Genomic DNA, 20263 nt, shown 5'->3' on the forward strand with positions numbered 1-20263 from the left:
GCCCCCCGTCAACCGGCAATCCCCCCCCCCCCCCCGCCTGGTTGGCCACCCCCTCCCCCCCCCCACCCCCGTCTCCCCCCCCCCCCCCCCCCCCGGGGGGGGGGGGGGCCCCCGGCCCCCCCCGCCTCCCGTTCGTCGTCGTGACGACCGCCAGGTCGACTAGGCGATCCGCTTGAAGGCCTTGTCGACGTAGCGGTCGACGGTCGCGCGCGCTTCGCGCGCGTACCGGTCGACGGTCGCCGTCCGCTCCGGGTCCGGCGCGTACTCGCGCCCGAGGCGCGTGGTCGCCGCAGCGAGCACCGCATCGGTCAGCTGCGGGTTGAGCGGCAGGATCGGCCCCTGGGTGTGCGTGCCGAAGGACGAACCCGTGATCGCCCCCTCGACGGCGGACCCGGCCTGGTTGCCGCCACCGGACACGACGTCGGCGAAGGGCTCGACGCCCGGAGCCAGTTCGATCCGGGTCGCGTGGTCCTCGAAGCCGGCGAGACGCTTCGGTGCGCCGGGCAGCAGGGGGTACCGCGTGTCGAGCACGAAGTAGTTCACCCGACGCTCGGCACCGCGGACGGCCCGCGCGTCGAACACGCTGAAGCCCGCGACGGGCGATCCCTCGGTGGGGACGACCTCGTTGGTCGCGAGGTCGAAGCCTCCGCCGACGGCCACGACGGGCACGCCGGCAGCGGCGAACTCGCGGAGGGACGCCCCGACACGCGTGACGTCGGCCCCGAGCGAGCGCATGGCGCTGAGCGGCCCGTTGCCCACGACGACGACGTCGGCCGCGGCAGGGAGCTGGTCGCCCGGCGCGTACGTGACGACCTCCGTGGCGATACCGGCGGCCTCGGCACGGCGGGTGAGGGCCACGACGTTGCCACGGTCGCCCGAGACCCCCATCTGACGCGGGTAGACGTGCAGGATGGTCAGCCGGTCGGCCGTCATGCGGTCTTCTCCATGTCGCCGTGGCCGAGGGCCTTGCGGGCGATCATCATGATCTCGTAGTTGACGATGAAGTTCTTCGTCCCCGACGTCGTCGAGCCGAGCTGCTCCATGTGCCGGATGGCGGCCTCGACGTCGGGCTCGACACGACCGATGCGGACACCGGCGTGCTCGAGCGCGATGGCGATCTGCCATGCCTTGTCCCCGGACACGACGTCCACGTGGTCGAGCTTCGAGAAGTCGATGTCGTAGATCCAGGAGATGTCCGGGGTGCCCTCGTCGATCGCCATGAGGACCTGCTCCGGGCGGTCCGGCAGGGCGTCGAGGTTGAGCTGCAGGCTCGCCGCGTTCTTGAACATCGTGAACTCGGCGGACTCGCCAGCGATCGGCAGGCGTTCGCCTCGCCCGTACGCGGGCTTCATCGTGCCGAACGCCCTCGTGACGGCGTCGGCCCGGAACTGGGCACCCAGCGCGGCGCTCGCAGTCGCGGTCGCGGCCGCTGCGTCCACCGCGTAGTGCAGGCCCCGTGCCGGCAGCCGGACGGGGATGTCCGTGCCGTCGAACCGGATCGTCGCTCCGTCGCCGGTGTTGGCGACGACCTCGGACTCGGCAGGGTTCGGCTCGCCGGCGGTCCGGTCGAAGTCGTCAGCGTTCTGCAGCCCGTTCGGGGCCGCAGCGACGACCTCGGCGCTCGCGCCGAAGCGGAGCACGCGCTGGCCCGAGCGGCCCGCGTACGCGTCGAGGAACTGGTCGTCCCGGTTCGTGATGACGTTCGCCGTGGACAGCGCCGCGGTGTCGAGCATCATCGTCGCGACGCGCTCGGTCTCGAAGAACCGGTAGAGCTGGTCGACCTGCACGTTGAGCATCGTCACCGTCGACGGGGACAGGATGCCGGCGAGCTCGACCGCGAAGGCCTCGTCCACCTCGAGGATGCCGATGTCCGCCTTGAGTCGACCGGTCAGCGACACCTCGGACAGGAGCGCCGAGGCGATGCCCTGCGGCAGGTTGGCACCCGAGGGGTTCGTGAAGACGCGGAGGCCGTGCGCCCGGACGATGTCCGAGATCATGTGCGTCGTCGTGGACTTGCCGTTCGACCCGAGCACGAAGACGACGCCGTTCGGGAACTGCTTCGTCACGTGCTGCAGGAAGTCCGGCACGAGCTTCAGGACGATGTAGCCCGGGTAGGCGGATCCACCGCCCCGCGCTCGTGCGAGGGCGCGGAGGATCCGCCCGACCAGGATCGGGACGAGGAAGCGCATGCCGGCTTACTCGAGGTAGTCGCGGAGCGACTGCGACCGGGACGGGTGGCGGAGCTTCGCCATCGTCTTGGACTCGATCTGTCGGATCCGCTCGCGCGTCACGCCGAACGTGTCACCGATCTGGTCGAGGGTCTTCGGCTGACCGTCACCGAGGCCGAAGCGCATGCGGATCACGCCCGCCTCGCGCTCGGACAGGGAGTCGAGCAGGCTCTCGAGCTGCTTCTGCAGCATCGTGAAGCCCACGGCGTCGGCCGGCACGACCGCCTCGGTGTCCTCGATCAGGTCGCCGAACTCCGAGTCGCCGTCCTCACCCAGCGGGGTGTGGAGCGAGATCGGCTCGCGACCGTACTTCTGCACCTCGACGACCTTCTCCGGGGTCATGTCGAGCTCGCGGGCGAGCTCTTCCGGAGTGGGCTCGCGACCGAGGTCCTGCAGCATCTGGCGCTGCACACGGGCCAGCTTGTTGATGACCTCGACCATGTGCACCGGGATGCGGATGGTGCGGGCCTGGTCGGCCATCGCGCGGGTGATCGCCTGACGGATCCACCAGGTGGCGTACGTCGAGAACTTGAAGCCCTTGGTGTAGTCGAACTTCTCGACCGCACGGATCAGACCGAGGTTGCCCTCCTGGATGAGGTCCAGGAACTGCATGCCGCGGCCCGTGTAGCGCTTGGCCAGCGAGACGACGAGGCGCAGGTTCGCGCCGAGCAGGTGGGACTTCGCGCGCTGCCCGTCACGGGCGACCCAGCGGAGCTCGCGCTCCTCCGGCTTGGAGAGACCGGTCGAGTGCTGCAGCTTGTCCTCGGCGAACAGGCCGGCCTCGATCCGCATCGCGAGCTCGACCTCCTGCTCGGCGTTGAGGAGCGCGACCTTGCCGATCTGCTTCAGGTAGTCCTTGACCGGGTCGGCGGTGGCGCCGGTGATCGTGGTCGAGTAGACCGGTGCCTCGTCGTCGTCGGACTGCGAGATGACGAGCGCGCCCGCGGCGACCGCTGCTGCGGCGTCCGGCTTGGCGTCCTTCTCCTCGGTCTCGGTGTCCTCGGCGTCGTCCGTCGAGTCGACGGCGTCGTCCGCGGGCTCGACAGCCTCGTCGTCCTCGTCCTCGTCGTCGGCCTTCTTCTTCGCGCGCGTGGCCGTCTTCTTCGGCGCTGCCTTCGCAGCGGGCTTCTTCGCGGCGGTGGTCTTGGTGGCGCGCTTCTTCGGCGCAGCCTTCCCCTCGGCCGCGTCGGCGTCGTCCGCCGCGACGGCCTCGGGCTCGGTGTCCTTCGTGGGATCGATCGTCGTGCTCCGGGCAGCCATGCGATCACCTCTCTCGTCGTGCCACGTTCGTGGGGTCGTGGCTTCCCTCGCCGCCCAGGGCCTGGGCCGCAGTCCCCCGCGTCGTCAGGTCCTACCGTTCCGGGCAGCATGAGGACCCATGTCAAGTCCCCCGACCCCCGCGGCGCAGTGAGGCGACGCGGTCGTGAGGGGCCCGAACGGGTCCGTCCTCCATTATTGCACGGCCTGCTTCCGCAGGCGCGCAACCAGTGCAACCCAGAGCGGCCCCACCCGTATTCCGTCCTGCGCGTGCATCTGCCGCCGGGTCCGTCGGCGCGCGAGCAGCAGCATCACGACGCCGAACCCGACCACCACGTACTGCACGGTGAGCGCGATGCGGAAGTTGTCCCAGGCGAACACCGTGCGCCCCGTCGCGCCCGACACGACGTCGAGCAGCGTCCCGATGAGGAACATCATGACGAAGGCCGCCAGGAACCCGCCGACGTTCACGACGCCGTTCGCCGAGCCGAGCGACCCGACCGGGTTGAAGCTGCGTGCGAAGTCGAAACCGATGAGGGATCCCGGGCCGCCGACCCCCATCGCGACCACGAGCAGGACGAGCAGCCACGTCGGCGGGTGCCCGGGCCAGAGCAGCACCGCCGTCCACACCACCCCGAGCGCCAGGACGATGCCGAGCACCAGGTTCGACCGCCGGAGCGGGAACCGGGCGCAGAGCACGCCGAGCACCGGTCCCACGACGAAGCCGGTGACGACGACGACGGTGAGGAAGCCGGCCGCCTCGGACGGGCTGTACCCGAGGCCGCGCAGCATCGGGACGCCCCACAGCAACGAGAAGACCGTGCCGGACGACTGCGTGACGTAGTGGGACCAGAAGCCGAGCTGCGTGCCCGGCCGCCGCAGCGCGTGCCCGAAGGTGTGGAAGGCGCCACGCCACGAGTGCGGCAGGGGCAGTGGGATCGTGTCGGTCCGCACCGCGACGGGGCCGTTGCGGACGAAGACGACCGCCAGCACGAGACCGACCAGGCTCGCGGCCGCGGCGACCCCGAACGCCGGGGTCCACCCGGCGGTGTGCAGGAGCACGGCGAACGGGAAGGCCGACAGGACCTGTCCGACCTGACCGAGGTTGCCCGTCCACTGGGAGATCTGCGGCAGGATGCGGCCCGTGAACCACATCGGGACGAGACGGATCACCGAGATGAAGGTCATCGCGTCGCCGGCCCCGACGAGCACCCGGCCCGCGATGGCCGGGCCGATCGTCGGCGAGAACGCGACGACGACCTGGCCGACCACGAGCAGTGCGGCGCCCAGCAGCACGAGCCTGCGCGGCCCCACCCGGTCGAGCGCGATCCCCACCGGGATCTGCAGCCCGGCGTAGACGGCGATCTGCACGACGGCGAGCGTGGACAGGACCGCGGCCGAGACCGCGAAGCGGTCCTGCGCGTCGACGCCGGAGACCCCGAGCGACGACCGCTGCACCACGGCGAGGACGTAGGCGAGCACCGCGACGCCCCAGACGAGGAAGGCACGGCGGGAGTTCACCCGACAAGGCTACCGACGCGCGGCCCGCGCCCGACACGTGCTGTGGAGGACGGGAGGCGCGGTGCGGGCCGTGGAGGAGCCTCCAGGCCGCGAGCGACGCGGCCCGCTCCCCGTCAGTCGGTCGACGCGTCGCCGTCGGACCGCCGGTCGGCCAGGAAGCGCTCGAGCTCGGCCGCGATCGCGTCGGCGGTCGGGACCTCGCCGTCCTCGTTCGTCAGGGGCGACGCGACCGGGTTGCCCTCCATGTAGGTGTCGTGCCGTTCCTCGAGCACCCCGACCAGGCGCTGGAGCTCGGGGTTCCCCGCGACCTGCTCGTCGACGCGTGTGCGGAACTCGCGGTCGGACGCACGCAGCGCGTCGGTCGGGAAGATCAGACCGGTGGCCGCCGCGATGCTCGACAGTGCGGTGACCGCCGCGTCGGGGAACTCGGTGTCGCCGAGGTAGTGCGGGACCAGCAGGACGAGCCCGGTGACCGATGCACCCAGCTGCGTCAGCCGGTGCTCGACCAGGTGCAGGACGTTCGCGGGCGCCTGCGTCTCCGGCTTCCACACGCTCAGCTGCTCGACCAGGTCCGCGCGGGTCCCCGACACCGTCAGGCTGATCGGACGGGTGTGGGGGACGGGCATGGGGATGGACTGGACCCACGTCGTGTCCGCGACCTGCAGGCGGTCGGCGAGGCCGGTGACGGCGTCGACGAACCGGTTCCACTGGAAGTCCGGCTCGTACCCGGTGAGGAACAGGAACGGCTGCCCGAGCTCGTCGCGCACCAGGTGCAGCGCCAGGCGCGGCGGTTCGACGGCCGTGATGTGGTCGTGCTCGAAGGTGATGACCGGCCGGCGGGCGCGCCAGTCGAGCAGGACGTCCGGGTCGAACTCCGCGACGAGCTCGTGGTCGAGGCCGTCGAAGATCGACGTGGCCACCTGCGCGACGGCTGACCCCGCGTCGACGAAGCCGGTCAGGCCCGCGACCAGGTGCAGCCCGGCCGGGACGGTCGGCGCGCCGTCGGGAGCGGAGTACAGGTCCTCGGGGTGGTTCACCGTCCCCATGCTAGGCGGCACCCCCGACCGACCCCTGCGCCGGCCCGACGCTCTCGGCGAACACGTGCTGGCTAGGCTGGGCGCATGGTCCGACCGACGCTCTCCACCACCACCTCGACCCCCTCCGACGTCGACGCCGACGTCCTCGTGCTCGGCGTCCGCTCGGGCACCGACGGCGGTGCCCCCACGATCGCTCCGAGCGCTGCCGGCGCCCTGGACGCGCTCGCCGACCTCGACCTGGGCTCCGTCGGTGTGACGGGTGCGAAGGACCAGCTGGTCCGCCTCCCCGGTACCGGCGTCGCCGCGGCCGGCATCGCGCTCGTCGGCCTCGGTGCCACGGTCGACGCGGCGTCCGTCCGCGCGGCCGCCGGCAGCGCGGTCCGCCAGCTCCCCCAGGCGGCGTCGATCGCCCTGGCGCTGCCGACCGACTCGGCCGAGCTCGTCGACGCCGCCCTCGAGGGTGCGGCGCTCGGCTCCTACGCCTTCACCCGGCACAAGGGCACCGGCACGACCGCTCCGGCCCGGGGCGACCAGCGCATCGCGGTCGTCGCGCCGGCCGACACCGCCGCCGACGTCACCGTCCGGCCCGCGATCGTCGCCGACGCGGCAGCGCTCGTCCGTGACCTCGTGAACACCGCCGCCGGCGACCTCGGCCCGGCGGACGTCGCCGACGTCGCCGTCGCGCAGGCCGAGGGCCTCCCCCTCACCGTCGAGGTCCTCGACGAGCAGCAGCTCGAGGAGCAGGGCTTCGGGGGCATCCTCGGGGTCGGCCGCGGCTCCGAGCGTCCCCCGCGCCTGGTCGTCGTCCGCTACGAGCCGTCGTCGGCGTCCAAGCACCTCGCGCTGGTCGGCAAGGGCATCACCTTCGACTCCGGCGGCCTCTCGCTGAAGCCCGCCGCGTCGATGCTCGGCATGAAGACCGACATGACCGGCGCCGCCACCGTGCTCGCCGCGACGATCGCCGCCGCACGCCTCGGCCTCGACACGAAGGTCACCGCATGGCTGTGCCTCGCCGAGAACATGCCGTCCGGCTCCGCGACGCGCCCCGGCGACGTGCTCACCCTGAAGAACGGGAAGACCGTCGAGGTCACGAACACCGACGCGGAGGGCCGACTCGTCCTCGGCGACGGCATGGTCGCCGCCTCGCTCGAGCAGCCCGACGCCCTCGTCGACGTCGCGACGCTCACCGGCGCACAGGTCGTCGCCCTCGGCGACCGGACCACCGGCCTGATGGGCAGCGACGACCTGGTCGCACGGGTCCGCGCGGTCGCCGACGCCGTCGCCGAGCCGATCTGGCCGATGCCCCTGCCCGAGGAGCTCGACGCGCGACTCGCCAGCGACGTCGCCGACATGGTCAACGCGACCGTGGGCAACCCGGCCGGTGGGATGCTCCTCGCCGGCAAGTTCCTCGAGCGGTTCGTGGGCGAGGGCGTGCCGTGGGCGCACCTCGACATCGCGGGCCCCTCGGAGCACAAGGGCGGCGGGTACGGCTGGCTCGGCAAGGGCGCGACCGGCGTCATGGTCCGGACGCTCATCGGGCTCGCAGAAGAGCTCCAGTCCAGGTAGTAGGTTGGTGTCCGGCGGGCTGCGCACCGACGCGCGTCCGCCGGAACCAGCGGGACGGGACCGGAACCATGCGGTCCGACCGTCGGACGCCGCCGCCGCGGTGTCCAGTGGGGTCCGACCGGGATCCCGACACGCACGAGGGAGTTGCACCAGGTGACGGAACAGACTTACGACGTCGTGGTCCTCGGTGGCGGCAGTGGTGGCTACGCCGCTGCGCTCCGGGCCGCCGAGCTCGGCATGAGCGTCGCGCTCATCGAGGGAGACAAGCTCGGGGGGACCTGCCTGCACCGCGGCTGCATCCCGACCAAGGCGCTGCTGCACGCCGCCGAGGTCGCCGACGCCACCCGCGACGCGGAGAAGTACGGCGTCATCGCCGAGTTCGCCGGTGTCGAGGTGCCGAAGGTCATCGACTACCAGCAGGGCGTCATCAACTCGAAGTACAAGGGCCTGCAGGGCCTGGTCAAGGCGCGCGGAATCACCGTCGTCGAGGGCTGGGGCCGTCTGACCTCGCAGAACACCGTGCAGGTCGGCGACCAGACCGTCACCGGCAAGAACGTCGTGCTCGCCACGGGTTCGTACTCGAAGTCCCTGCCGGGCCTCGAGATCGGCGGTCGCGTGATCACGTCCGAGACCGCGCTGAAGATGGACTACGTCCCGAACAAGGTCGTCATCCTCGGTGGTGGCGTCATCGGCGTCGAGTTCGCCAGCGTGTGGAAGTCGTTCGGCGCCGACGTCACGATCGTCGAGGGCCTGCCCCACCTCATCCCCGCCGAGGACGAGTCGATGTCCAAGCAGCTCGAGCGCGCCTTCCGCAAGCGCGGCATCGAGTTCTCGCTCGGCGTGCGCTTCGACCACGTCGACCAGCACGAGAACGGCGTCGTCGTGACGCTCGAGGACGGCAAGACCTACGAGGGCGACGTGCTCCTCGTCGCGGTCGGCCGTGGCCCGCTCACGCAGAACATGGGCTTCGACGAGGTCGGCGTCGCGATGGACCGCGGGTTCGTCACGACCGACGAGCGCCTCGCCACCAACCTGCCGAACGTCTACGCCGTCGGCGACATCGTCCCCGGCCTGCAGCTCGCGCACCGCGGCTTCCAGCAGGGGATCTTCGTGGCCGAGGAGATCGCGGGCCTGAAGCCCGTCGTCATCTCCGACACGAACATCCCGAAGGTGACCTACTCCGACCCCGAGGTCGCCTCGGTCGGACTCTCGCAGGCCAAGGCCGAGGAGGAGTACGGCAAGGACAAGGTCGACTTCTACGAGTACAACCTCGCGGGCAACGGCCGCAGCCACATCATCGGGACCTCCGGCGCCGTCAAGGTCGTCCGGGTCGTCGACGGTCCGGTCGTCGGTGTCTCGATGATCGGCGCGCGCGTCGGCGAGCTCATCGGTGAGGCCCAGCTCGCGGTGAACTGGGAGGCGCACCCGGAGGACGTCGCTCCGCTCGTCCACGCCCACCCGACGCAGAACGAGGCCCTGGGCGAGGCCTTCCTCCACCTCGCGGGCAAGCCGCTGCACGCGCTGTGACGACCACGTCCACCGTGCACACCGAGACAATGACAACCACCACCACAGCAACCCGCGAACAGGAGCCCACCCGATGAGCGAATCCGTCAACCTCCCGGCGCTCGGCGAGAGCGTCACCGAGGGCACGGTCACCCGATGGCTGAAGAACGTCGGTGACCGCGTCGAGGTCGACGAGCCGCTGCTCGAGGTCTCGACCGACAAGGTCGACACCGAGATCCCGTCGCCGATCGCCGGCGTCGTCGAGGAGATCCTCGTCCAGGAGGACGAGACCGTCGAGGTCGGCACCGCGCTGGTGAAGATCGGCGACGGCTCCGGATCGGACTCCGGTTCGTCGGACGACCAGGGTGCGGACCAGGACGCCGCAGCCGCCGAGGAGAGCGAGCCCGAGACGGCTCCGAGCACCGAGCAGGGCGAGGAGCAGAAGGCTCCGGAGCCGCAGCAGGCCGAGCCGGCGCCCGGTGGCCAGACGCAGCCCGCCGCCGCGCAGGCACCGTCGGCTCCGCCCGTCCCGCAGGCCGCTCCGGTCCCGCCGCCCGCCGCCGTGCCGGCAGCGGTCCCCGCGCCCGCCGCGGCTCCGGCTCCGGCCGCTGCTCCGGCTCCGGCCGCAGCCGGTTCCACCGCGTCGGCGTCGGTGCCGAACCCGAACCAGGACGCGTCGGCCTCCGGCTACGTCACCCCGCTGGTGCGCAAGCTCGCCAACGAGCAGGGCGTCGACCTGTCGACGGTCTCCGGCTCCGGGGTCGGTGGCCGCATCCGCAAGGAGGACGTGCTCGCCGCCGCCGCGAAGGCGTCGTCCGCCGGTTCGTCGGCTCCTGCCGCCGCGACGTCCGGCCCGTTCGTGGCCGAGACCTCGCCGCTCCGCGGCACGCGCGAGAAGATGACGCGCCTCCGCAAGGTGGTCGCGGAGCGTGCCGTGCAGTCGATGACCTCGACCGCACAGCTCACCAGCGTCGTCGAGGTCGACGTCACGAAGGTCGCGCAGTTCCGCGACGCGAACAAGGCCGAGTTCCTCGAGAAGACCGGTTCGAAGCTCAGCTTCATGCCGTTCTTCGCCCTCGCAGCGTCCGAGGCGCTCAAGGCCCACCCGAAGATCAACTCCACGGTCGAGGGCGACGAGATCGTCTACCCGGACCACGAGAACGTCTCGATCGCGGTGGACACCGAGCGCGGTCTGCTCACCCCGGTGATCAAGGACGCGTCGGGGCTCTCGCTCGCCGACTTCTCGAAGGCGATCGCGGACCTGGCCGAGCGCACGCGCAACAACCAGCTCAAGCCGGACGAGCTCGCGGGTGGCACCTTCACGCTGACCAACACCGGTTCGCGCGGCGCGCTGTTCGACACCCCCGTGGTGTTCCTGCCGCAGTCCGCGATCCTCGGCACGGGCATCGTCACCAAGCGTCCGGCGGTCGTGAAGGTCGACGGGCAGGAGGCGATCGCCGTCCGTTCGTTCGTCTACCTCGCACTGTCGTACGACCACCGGATCATCGACGGCGCCGACGCGTCGCGGTACCTCGTCGCGGTGAAGAACCGCCTCGAGGAGGGCAACTTCGGCCCGAACCTCGGCTACTGAGTCGTCGCTCCGAGCCGCACCGGACGGCCCCGGTCCCCTCGTGGGACCGGGGCCGTCCGGCGTTCCACCGGGAGCGGCGGAGCCGGCCCGGTGCGCCGCGGGCCGGGGCCGTCCGGCGATCCTGCGGCCGCGGGCGCGGGCACGGGCACGGGCACGGGCACGGGCACGGTCAGCGCAGACCGGTCGCTGCGGTCACGAGACCACCCGCGACCACCGTGCCGACGAGGACGTGCCGGACCGGCACCCGGCGCTCCCGTCCCAGGGGGATCCCCCGCTCGACCAGGTCACGCACCACCCGGGCGACCGAGTCGATCGCGTCCGTGGTGTCGTCCGGCAGACGCCCGACGCCGACGTGCTCCTCGTCGGGGAAGGCCAGGCCCGGTCTGCTCCAGCGCACTGGTCGGGGTGGCGCGACTCCGACAACGAGGTCGAGCGCGTCCGAGATCGTCCGATCGTCCCCGTCCCGCGCGGCGTCGAGGACCGGGTCGAGCGTGCCGCGGGCGGGTGACCGCGCGTCCACACGGTCCCACACGCAACGGGCGGCGGTGACGAGCTGGCGGGCGCCGTCGAGGTCACGGGGAGACGGGAGCGGGTGCGCCGGCGGCGTGCACGCGACCCGCGAGGAGGCTGCTGCTGCCTCGGCCCGAGCGGCCGCCGTCGCCCGGGAGAGGACCCCGGCGGCAGGGGCCGTCGCCCGGGCGTCCGCACCGGGGTCAGCCGACGTGCGTGTCGTGCAGGCGACCGACGCCCCGGGAGGACGGTCGGCGACGACGATCGCTCCCGCTTCGTCGACGCGCACGGCGTCGAAGGGGACGGCTCCGAGCACGACCGCACCCGATCGTGCCCGCGCAGCGAGTTCGAGCAGGGGCACCGTCAGGGTGACCGCCACACCGTCGGTCGGCGTGCCGATTGCCTCCAGTGCGTCCTCGAGCGCGCGGGTCGACGGGTGCAGGACCTCGGCGGCGAGGTGGCCCTGCGGGCACCTGCCGACCCGGGTCACCGGAACGAGGTGCGGACCGGCGCCGGCGGCGCGGTCGGCGACCCACCTGGAGAAGTCGGCGGGGTCCTGTGCACCGCACCACCGTCTGCTGCCCGCTGTCGTCGTCATGGTGACGAGCTTCACGGACGCCGGACGGGCCTCCCGGCCGGTGTGCGGTACCTGTGGACGGCGACGTTCGCCCACAGCCTGGGCACCAGCGGTCTGCGAGCGATGGTCGAGGCCGTATCCTGGTCGCATGGCACGCAGCACTCCCCAAGCAACGACGGCGAAGGAGCCGGGTCGTCTCAAGCAGATGTACCAGGTCTTCACCATGACCCGTCGGGCCGACCCGAAGTCCGTCTGGTGGTTCCTGCTGGCGTTCGTCGGCCCCGTCGTCGCGGGTGTCCTGCTCGCACTGCTCCTGCCGGGCCAGAACTGGCTCGCGATCACGCTGTGGATCGTGGCCGGCGTGCTGCTCGGTGTGCTGCTCTTCCTCATCGTCCTCGGTCGGCTCGCGGAGCGTGCCGCCTACTCGCAGATCGCCGGGCAGCCGGGCGCCGTCGGCGCCGTGCTCTCGAACTCGCTCCGCCGCCAGTGGCGATCGAGCGAGATGCCCGTCGCCGTGCACGGCCGGTCGCAGGCAGCGGTCTACCGCGCGGTCGGCACCCCCGGCGTGGTCCTCATCACCGAGGGGCAGCGAGGCAACCTCAAGCGCCAGGTGGACGAGGAGCGCCGCAAGGTCCAGCGCATCGTCCCGAACGTCCCCGTGCACGTGGTCCACGTCGACGACGACGAGGACGGCGTGACGCTGCACAAGCTCCCGCGGGCGATGAACAAGTACAAGAAGGCGCTCAACCGCAACGAGGTCCTGGCGGTCGCGAACCGTCTGGACTCCCTCACGCACAGCCCGGCGGCTGCGATCCCCAAGGGGATGGACCCGATGCGTGCGCGCGCCGGACGTCCGCGCTGATCGTCTCCCCCGCGCTCCGAGCGACGACGCCCCCGACCGTGCCAGGTCGGGGGCGTCGCTGCGTGCGAGGCGCGTGCTCCTCGTGACTGTGGTCTCGTCGGAGCGACGACCTTGCCGGTGGTGCTGCCAGGCAGAACGACACCGCCGCTGTCGTCCGACAGCGATCTCGTCGTTCTCCCCCCGCCGCCGGGCGACCGCGGGCTGAACGACACCGCCGCTGTCGTCCGACAGCGATCTCGTCGCTCCGCCCGTACCCGCCGGACGACCCGCGGGCAGAACGACACCGCCGCTGTCGTACGACGTCGACGATGTCGTTGCGCGTCGATCGCACGCCACCGGGGCCGCGTGCGTCCGGCCGCGCGGGTCAGCGCCGGACGAGCACCGTCCCCGCGATGCGGTCGTGCGCACCACGGCTGTCACGGTCGATGATGAGCGCCGGGACGACCAGGCAGAGCAGTACGGTACGGACGACCGGTCGCCACACCCCGACGTAGCCGCCGCGGATCGGGACGACCCGCAGGCCGACGCACACGTGACCGAAGGAGCCCGACAGCGTGCAGATGAACAGGACCTGCAGCACCGCGAAGATCGCGAGCTGGATCCACGTGTGCGCGATGTCGCCGGATCCCTCGAGCGGCGACCACACGCCGGTGACGTACGCCACGAGGTCGGCCAGGATGCCGTCGATGAGCAGCCCGACGACCCGGCGACCGATGCGGCCGACGCTGCGCGGCCCGTCCTCGGGGAGCCCGAGGTCCTTGCCCGGCCACCCGTCCGGGTGCTCCCCACCGGGGTGTGCGGACGACGCCGAGGGCGGGGTGGTGCTGCGGGCCATGCTCCAAGGGTAGGCGACTCCGTGCCCGTAACACGCACGAAACAATGCAGTCATGTCCGGGAAACCCGGTGTCAATAGCCTCGTCGGAGGGTGCACCCGCGGCACCTCCGACATCACCTACCCCCCAGGAGATCGACACACATGTTCAGCGATTCCTCCGAGGTGCTCGCCTTCATCAAGGACACGGACGTCAAGTTCCTCGACATCCGCTTCACGGACCTGCCCGGTGTCCAGCAGCACTTCAACATCCCGGCGTCGACGGTCGACGAGGACTTCTTCTCGGTCGGACAGCTCTTCGACGGCTCCTCGATCCGCGGCTTCGCGTCGATCCACGAGTCGGACATGCAGCTCATCCCGGACGTGACGACGGCGTACATCGACCAGTTCCGCGCCGAGCGCACGCTGATCATGATCTTCGACATCTACAACCCGCGGAACGGCGAGATCTACGGCCGCGACCCGCGCCAGGTGGCGAAGAAGGCCGAGAAGTACCTCGCGTCGACGGGCATCGCGGACACCGCGTTCTTCGCGCCCGAGGCCGAGTTCTACATCTTCGACGACGTCCGCTACTCGGTGACCCAGAACAAGTCGTTCTACTCGGTCGACTCGGAAGAGGGCGCCTGGAACACCGGCCGCGAGGAAGAGGGCGGCAACCTCGCCAACAAGACCCCCTACAAGGGCGGGTACTTCCCGGTCTCCCCCGTCGACAAGACGGCCGACCTGCGCGACGACATCACGCTCAAGCTGATCGAGGCGGGCTTCGAGCTCGAGCGCTCGCACCACGAGGTGGGCACCGGCGGCCAGCAGGAGATCAACTACAAGTTCGACACGATGGTCCACGCCGCGGACGACATCCTGAAGTTCAAGTACATCGTCAAGAACACGGCCGACCAGTGGGGCAAGGTCGCCACGTTCATGCCGAAGCCGCTGTTCGGCGACAACGGCTCGGGCATGCACACCCACCAGTCGCTCTGGAGCGACGGCAAGCCGCTGTTCTACGACGAGAACGGCTACGGCGGCCTCTCGGACGTCGCGCGCTGGTACATCGGTGGCATCCTGAAGCACGCCCCGGCGCTGCTCGCCTTCACGAACCCGTCGATCAACTCCTACCACCGTCTGGTCAAGGGGTTCGAGGCTCCGGTCAACCTGGTGTACTCGGCCGGCAACCGCTCCGCCGCGATCCGCATCCCGATCACGGGCACGAACCCGAAGGCGAAGCGCATCGAGTTCCGCGCGCCGGACGCCTCGGGCAACCCGTACCTCGCCTTCGCGGCGCAGCTGATGGCCGGCCTCGACGGCATCCAGAACCGCATCGAGCCGCACGAGCCGGTCGACAAGGACCTGTACGAGCTCCCGCCGGAGGAGGCCAAGGGCATCCCGCAGGTGCCGGGCTCCCTCGACGAGGCGCTCGAGGCGCTCGAGGCGGACCACGAGTTCCTCACGAAGGGCAACGTCTTCACCGAGGATCTCATCCAGACGTGGATCGACTACAAGCGTGAGAACGAGATCCTCCCGCTCGCGCAGCGTCCGCACCCGTTCGAGTACGAGCTCTACTTCGGCGTCTGATCTGCGCTGACACCACGAAGGCCCCGCACCGGTTCCGGTGCGGGGCCTTCTGCGTGCGGGGCGCGTCGTGCGGTGGTGGTGACCGCCTGGAGGCCCGGTGCCGGTCCGGCGGACCGACACCGGGCCTCCAGACAGTCGCGCCCGCACGTTCCTGCCCATTGCACGCCGAAGGGGTGCCGAATCGCGCGAAGGAGGTCGGGAGGAACGACCTCGTACGCGCGGAAGAGCCTCCGAGGCGCGGAACGGTCTCGTACGCGCCGAAGAGCATTCATCGCACACGACGGAGCGGGGTCCCTGCCGCCCCCGGCACGGACCCCGCTCCTGCGCGGTGACGACTAGCGCGCTGCGGCCAGCACGTCGTTCGACCCCGCCGCCACGCTCACGGCCGAGCTCGCGACCGGTGTGGGCCGCCCCAGGGAGCGGACGGACCACCCGGCCTCGACCCAGTCGGCGACCGGGAGGCAGTTGCGGGCGTCGATGACGGTGCGACGGCCGACGATGCCGCCGAGCGACACCGGCGACGCCTGCACGACCTCGTCCCACTCCGTCAGGACGAGCACCACGTCGGCACCCTCGACCGCGTCCTCCTTCGTCGCCGCGTAGGACAGCGTCGGGAAGGAGCGACGAGCGGTCTCGTTGGCCTCCGGGTCCCACAGCGTGACCTGCGCGCCGCGGAGGTGCAGCGCCGCGGCGACGTTGAGCGCCGGCGAGTCCCGGACGTCGTCGGTGAGCGGCTTGAACGCGGCCCCGACCACGGCCACGCGGCGGTTCAGCACGGAACCCCCGAGCGCCTCGATCGTCATGTCGATGACCCGCTCGCGCTGCCCCATGTTGATCTCGTCGACCTGCTGCATCAGTCCGACGACCCGACCGGCGCCGATCTCGTTCGCACGGTGCATGAGCGCACGGATGTCCTTCGGCAGGCAGCCGCCGCCGAAGCCGAGCCCGGCGTTCAGGAACTTGCGCCCGATGCGGACGTCGTGCCCGAGGGCGTCGGCGAGCGTGGTGACGTCGGCACCGGTGATGGCGCACATCTCGGAGATCGCGTTGATGAAGGAGATCTTCGTCGCGAGGAACGCGTTCGCGCTGACCTTCACGAGCTCGGCGGTCGCGAGGTCCGTCGTGATGACCGGCGTGCCCTCGGCGATCGGTGCCGCGTAGACCTCGCGGATCACCGCGTCTGCCGCCGCCGACGCGCCGCCCCAGACCAGACGGTCCGGGTGCAGGGTGTCGTCGACGGCCTTGCCCTCGCGGAGGAACTCCGGGTTCCAGACGAGCTCCGCCTGGATGCCGGACGGGCTGAACTCGCGGACGATCCCGCGCAGTCGCTCCGCCGTCCCGACGGGCACCGTGGACTTGCCGACGATGAGCCCCGGGTGCGTGAGGTGCTCCGCGACACCGCGGGTGGCGGCCTCGACGTAGGTCAGGTTCGCAGCGTGCGACCCGGCCTTCTGCGGCGTGCCGACGCAGACGAAGTGGACGTCCGCGGCGGCGACGGCCTCGGCCAGGTCGGCGGTGAACCGGAGCTTCCCGGTGGCGACGTGCTTCGTGATGAGCTCGGGGAGGCCGGGCTCGTAGAACGGCACCTCGCCGGCGGACAGGGCGGCGAGCTTCGCGGGGTCGACGTCCACGCCGATGGTCTCGAAGCCCATCTCGGCCATGGCGGCCGCGTGGGTCGCGCCGAGGTATCCGGTGCCGATGACACTGATGACGGGAGCCGGTCGCACGTCGGCGGCGTCGGTCTTCTTCTGAGCGGTCACTGCTTGACCTCCTGCAGGTCGTAGTCGGTGTCGGTGCGGGCGATGCCCTCGGCGAAGGTCGCCAGGCTGTCGGCGCGGGAGTCGAGGCGCCAGTCGTTCGTGGTGCGGGCGCCGTCGACGATGGTGGTGGCCACCTGGCTGAAGTACGCGAAGCCGATGACGTCACGGTTGGCGGGGTCGGCGAGGGCGTCGAAGAGCGAGTCGATCCACTGCGACTTCTGGCTGTCCGAGACGCTGCCGCCGGTCTCGGTGGCGCCGATCTCGTTGAGCAGGACGTGCTTGCCCGGCGCAACCTGCCGGAGCTGCGCGAGGGTCGCTCCGAAGGTGTTCTGGAACGTGGGCTGCTCGGTGGCCGTGCGGTAGTAGCCGCTCATGCCGACCCAGTCGACGTAGTCGGCGCCCGGGTAGTACTGCCGCATGTAGTCGAGCGTCTGGTACTTCGGGTTGCCGAGCTTGTCGATGCGCGACGGCGACCAGTTCCAGATGACGTAGTCGTTCGCCCCGTTGGCCTGGAAGACGTCGTGCACGTGCTGCCACATGGCGACGTACGACCCCGGCGCGTTCTGCTGCTTCGACCCCTCGGACCAGTTGTACCACTGGCCGTTCATCTCGTGGTCGAGGCGGATGACGACGGGCATCCCGTTCGCCTTCAGCGCCCTCGCGTAGGACGCGAGGTAGTCGTCGAACTTCCCGGAGACGATGTCCTGATTCGTGTAGCCCTCGACGTACGGCTGGTCGTTCCCGGTCTTCGCGGGCACGGTCTCCCACGTCATCATCGGCAGGCGGCCGTTCGCCCACGACCGCTGGACGGCGCTGGCATTGAAGTCCTGGTCGAACCCCTGGAAGTAGCCCACCATGTTCGTGGCCCGGCCGACCTCCTGCGAGACGCGGTCGTACTCGGCCCAGTTGAAGGGCGACTGCGTCGTGTAGAGCCCGTACCAGCGGGACTGCTGACCGAGGATCTGCGCCTTGGTCGGGGTCGTGATCGGTTCGGACGCGACCGGGTCCTTCGACGGGCCCGCGGTCCCGCCGGTGCCGCTGGTGCCGCCGGTCCCGCCCGAGCCGGCGCCGGAGTCGGAGGCGCCGGCGGCGGTCCCCGCAGCGCTCCCGCTCGGACCGGACGCACCGGAGGAGCCCGCCGGGCCCGACCCCCCGGCGGACGCCTTGCCGCCGCTCGTCGCAGCGCCGAGGTCGGACTGCAGCGAGGCGATCTGCGCCTTCAGGCGGGTGATCTCCTCGGCCCGCGACCCGGCCTGCGCTCCCGAGGAGTCGAGCTTGCCCTCGAGCTTCCAGATGGTCTGCTGCGCCGCGTCGAGCTTCGCGCTGAGTTCGGCGGCGGTGGGCTGCTTCGCCTTCGGCGGGGTGACGCCGAGGGCGGTCTGCACCGCGCTCGACACCGGGCCGGCCGGCGACACCCAGACGGTCCAGGTGATCAGGCCGAGCACCAGGACGATCGCGACCGTGCCGATCGCGGTGCGACGGGCGTGCTTGCTCGACTGGGCCCACCACGTGCTGGTGGAACGGATGAGGTCAGACAATGAGGAACGCCTCCAGTGCGAGGATCGCGAACCCGATGAGGTACGGGATCGCGGCGTACGGGTTGCGACGGCGGGCCTTCGCCGACGCCGGACGGGCAGGCGCGGCGGGGGCCGCAGCGGCCGTCGCCGCCGATCGCCGGGTGGCGAGGACCGTCGCGGTCGAGTTGGTCGTGGCGTCGGCGCCGAAGAGCTCGTCGAACGCGCGGTCGGCCGCGGCCTGGTCGCCGACGTCGACCCGGGACCGGGCGACGTCGGTGTGGTCGGCCGGTGGCAGCCCGGCGTCGACCGGGCTGACCGGCGTGCCGGGCGCGGTCGGCTGGACGGCGGCCGCCGGGTCCTCCTCCATCGGTCCCCCGGCGTACGCCCCGGCGCGGGTCCCCCACCCGGACGCGTGCGCCAGGCGGAAGAAGCCGATGAGCCGGATCGGCATGAGGAAGAACGTGGAAACGATGATGAACATCGGCAGCCGGAAGAAGTCGCTCGGCTTCTCGGCGAGGTGGCGCATCTGGCGGACCGCCATGCTCAGCACGCTGGAGACGACCATGAGCCCGGCGACGTAGACGAAGCCCGTCGAGAAGCCGTACTGCTGCAGGATGCCCTGGTACAGGTTCTCGCCCTGCCCGGTCACCGCGCGGTAGATCCAGCCGGCGATCACGCCGAAGAGCATGAACGGCAGGATGATGTCGGTGAGGAAGAACACCGCCAGGATCGGCGCGTGACCGAGCATCCACGGGAGCATGCGCAGCGTGTTGTACTGCGAGCCGCGGGCCCAGCGCAGCTGCTGCTTGAACAGCTTCTTCACCTGCAGCGGTGCGTCCGTGTAGACCAGCGACGTGTACTGGTAGACGGTCCGGTAGCCCTCCTTGAGGGTCAGGTTCGTCAGGGTGCGATCGTCGGACACCTCGAGGAAGACGCCCATGAACTCCTCGTGCATGAACCGGTCCATGACACGGGCGAGGATGTTCCGGCGGAAGGCGATGGTGCGCCCGGGCAGGCACCCGATCTGACCGAGCACGCTCTGCGCCGGCATCGAGTAGAGCGCCCGCGAGTTCTCGAGCCAGTCGGCCCACCGGGTGATCCACGAGCGCGTCGGCTCGAGGATGCGCTGGCGGGTGGTGACCCCGCCGACGGACTCGTCGGCGAAGGGCTTGAGCAGCTCGGAGAGCGTCCCCGGGGTCCACACCGTGTCCGAGTCGACGAGCACGGTGATGTCGCCCGTCGACATCTCGGTGCCGACCTTGACGGCGTTGCGCTTGCCCGGGATCGGCGTGTGGGTCCAGCGGACGAGCGGGGCGAACTCGTCGCAGACCTGCTCCAGCGCCTCGTTCCTCGCGCCGTTGATGACGACGATGATCTCGCCCGGCCCCTGCTCGACCATGCGGCCGATCACGTCACGGAAGAGGTCGATCGGCTCGTCGACGACGGGGACGACCACGCTGGTCGTCCCGACGAAGGTGCCGGTGTAGGGGCGGTAGCGGGCGGACAGGACGACCTTGAGCAGCCAGAGCAACCAGATCACCGCGGAGTACACGGCGAACAGGTAGAACTCGGGGTGCCCTTCGACCATCTGCCGGATCTGCAGAATGAAGGTGAACATCGATCCCTGCTTCAACGTTCGAGGTGGGGATTCCGCTTCATCGAGGAACCGTGGGCGGTTCGGGTGAGCCCATTGAGGCAGAAGCTGGGTGCCACCGCAACGCGACCCCTGTCCGGGGGTGTTTCCAGGAGGTCACGGGGTACAACGCAGTCCCCCTCGCGGCAGACCGCGGCTGTCCGCACTGCTGCTGACAGCAGGAATGTGGACCGGTCCACCGCCGTCCGGAGCGCAACAGCAGCCGATGACGGCCCGGGAGGCGGGGCTACTCAGTGTAGGAAACCCCGGGTCGAAGGGCACGTACCCCCGTCCGGG

At 71.0% G+C, this 20263-nt stretch carries 15 protein-coding genes; 5 read left to right on the forward strand and 10 right to left on the reverse strand.

Features of this window, described 5'->3' with window-relative positions:
* Positions 1 to 159: 159 nt before the first annotated feature.
* The 5 genes from J2X59_RS06395 to J2X59_RS06415 all read right to left on the reverse strand — a co-directional run bounded on the left by J2X59_RS06395 (position 160) and on the right by J2X59_RS06415 (position 6052).
* Entirely contained in the window at positions 160 to 933 is a 774-nt protein-coding gene (locus J2X59_RS06395; RefSeq protein WP_326496103.1) for a type 1 glutamine amidotransferase, read from the reverse strand.
* Complete coding sequence (locus J2X59_RS06400; protein ID WP_326496104.1) at positions 930 to 2189, reverse strand: MurT ligase domain-containing protein; 1260 nt, start codon at positions 2187 to 2189, stop codon at positions 930 to 932. Before J2X59_RS06400 ends, J2X59_RS06395 begins: the two co-directional genes overlap by 4 nt.
* Before the next feature lie 6 nt (positions 2190 to 2195).
* Positions 2196 to 3488, reverse strand: coding sequence for an RNA polymerase sigma factor (locus tag J2X59_RS06405; protein ID WP_326496105.1), 1293 nt, complete (start codon positions 3486 to 3488; stop codon positions 2196 to 2198).
* Between the two features lie 192 nt (positions 3489 to 3680).
* Complete coding sequence (locus J2X59_RS06410; protein ID WP_066654049.1) at positions 3681 to 5006, reverse strand: MFS transporter; 1326 nt, start codon at positions 5004 to 5006, stop codon at positions 3681 to 3683.
* Positions 5007 to 5119: 113 nt separating this feature from the next.
* Positions 5120 to 6052 carry a proteasome assembly chaperone family protein gene (locus J2X59_RS06415; protein ID WP_326496106.1) on the reverse strand — a complete coding sequence of 311 codons (933 nt, stop codon included), beginning with the start codon at positions 6050 to 6052 and terminating at the stop codon, positions 5120 to 5122.
* Positions 6053 to 6127: 75 nt separating this feature from the next.
* Here J2X59_RS06415 and J2X59_RS06420 point away from each other — a divergent pair, with 75 nt between their 5' ends.
* The 3 genes from J2X59_RS06420 (at position 6128) to sucB (ending at position 10706) form a co-directional block, all read left to right on the forward strand.
* Positions 6128 to 7609, forward strand: a complete 1482-nt coding sequence (locus J2X59_RS06420) for a leucyl aminopeptidase (protein ID WP_326496107.1) — start codon at positions 6128 to 6130, stop codon at positions 7607 to 7609.
* Between the two features lie 153 nt (positions 7610 to 7762).
* The gene (gene lpdA, locus J2X59_RS06425) at positions 7763 to 9136 is read left to right on the forward strand and encodes a dihydrolipoyl dehydrogenase (RefSeq protein ID WP_066654046.1); all 1374 of its coding nucleotides are present in this window, start codon (positions 7763 to 7765) and stop codon (positions 9134 to 9136) included.
* Between the two features lie 73 nt (positions 9137 to 9209).
* Positions 9210 to 10706, forward strand: coding sequence for a 2-oxoglutarate dehydrogenase, E2 component, dihydrolipoamide succinyltransferase (gene sucB, locus J2X59_RS06430; protein WP_326496108.1), 1497 nt, complete (start codon positions 9210 to 9212; stop codon positions 10704 to 10706).
* A 169-nt stretch (positions 10707 to 10875) separates the two neighbouring features.
* Here the strand turns inward: sucB and J2X59_RS06435 are convergent, their stop codons facing one another.
* On the reverse strand, positions 10876 to 11814 hold the full coding sequence (locus J2X59_RS06435) for a hypothetical protein (protein ID WP_326496109.1): 939 nt from the start codon (positions 11812 to 11814) through the stop codon (positions 10876 to 10878).
* Positions 11815 to 11941: 127 nt separating this feature from the next.
* Here J2X59_RS06435 and J2X59_RS06440 point away from each other — a divergent pair, with 127 nt between their 5' ends.
* Positions 11942 to 12655, forward strand: a complete 714-nt coding sequence (locus J2X59_RS06440; RefSeq protein WP_058728606.1) for a DUF4191 family protein — start codon at positions 11942 to 11944, stop codon at positions 12653 to 12655.
* Positions 12656 to 13019: 364 nt separating this feature from the next.
* On the opposite strand, the gene J2X59_RS06445 is transcribed toward J2X59_RS06440, so the two are convergent.
* On the reverse strand, positions 13020 to 13490 hold the full coding sequence (locus tag J2X59_RS06445) for an RDD family protein (RefSeq protein WP_066654040.1): 471 nt from the start codon (positions 13488 to 13490) through the stop codon (positions 13020 to 13022).
* A gap of 141 nt (positions 13491 to 13631) precedes the next feature.
* Here J2X59_RS06445 and glnA point away from each other — a divergent pair, with 141 nt between their 5' ends.
* The gene (glnA, locus tag J2X59_RS06450) at positions 13632 to 15056 is read left to right on the forward strand and encodes a type I glutamate--ammonia ligase (protein WP_111225920.1); all 1425 of its coding nucleotides are present in this window, start codon (positions 13632 to 13634) and stop codon (positions 15054 to 15056) included.
* Positions 15057 to 15391: 335 nt separating this feature from the next.
* On the opposite strand, the gene J2X59_RS06455 is transcribed toward glnA, so the two are convergent.
* From J2X59_RS06455 to J2X59_RS06465, 3 genes are read right to left on the reverse strand one after another with little or no spacing between them, the layout of a single operon-like run.
* Entirely contained in the window at positions 15392 to 16816 is a 1425-nt protein-coding gene (locus tag J2X59_RS06455; protein ID WP_326496110.1) for a UDP-glucose dehydrogenase family protein, read from the reverse strand.
* Positions 16813 to 18354 carry a glycoside hydrolase family 26 protein gene (locus J2X59_RS06460; RefSeq protein WP_326496111.1) on the reverse strand — a complete coding sequence of 514 codons (1542 nt, stop codon included), beginning with the start codon at positions 18352 to 18354 and terminating at the stop codon, positions 16813 to 16815. Before J2X59_RS06460 ends, J2X59_RS06455 begins: the two co-directional genes overlap by 4 nt.
* Positions 18347 to 19951 (reverse strand): glycosyltransferase family 2 protein, encoded by a 1605-nt coding sequence (locus tag J2X59_RS06465; RefSeq protein ID WP_326496112.1) that lies wholly within the window; start codon positions 19949 to 19951, stop codon positions 18347 to 18349. Before J2X59_RS06465 ends, J2X59_RS06460 begins: the two co-directional genes overlap by 8 nt.
* Positions 19952 to 20263: the final 312 nt, after the last annotated feature.

The organism is Curtobacterium sp. 260, assembly GCF_030803485.1.
GTDB lineage: Bacteria > Actinomycetota > Actinomycetes > Actinomycetales > Microbacteriaceae > Curtobacterium.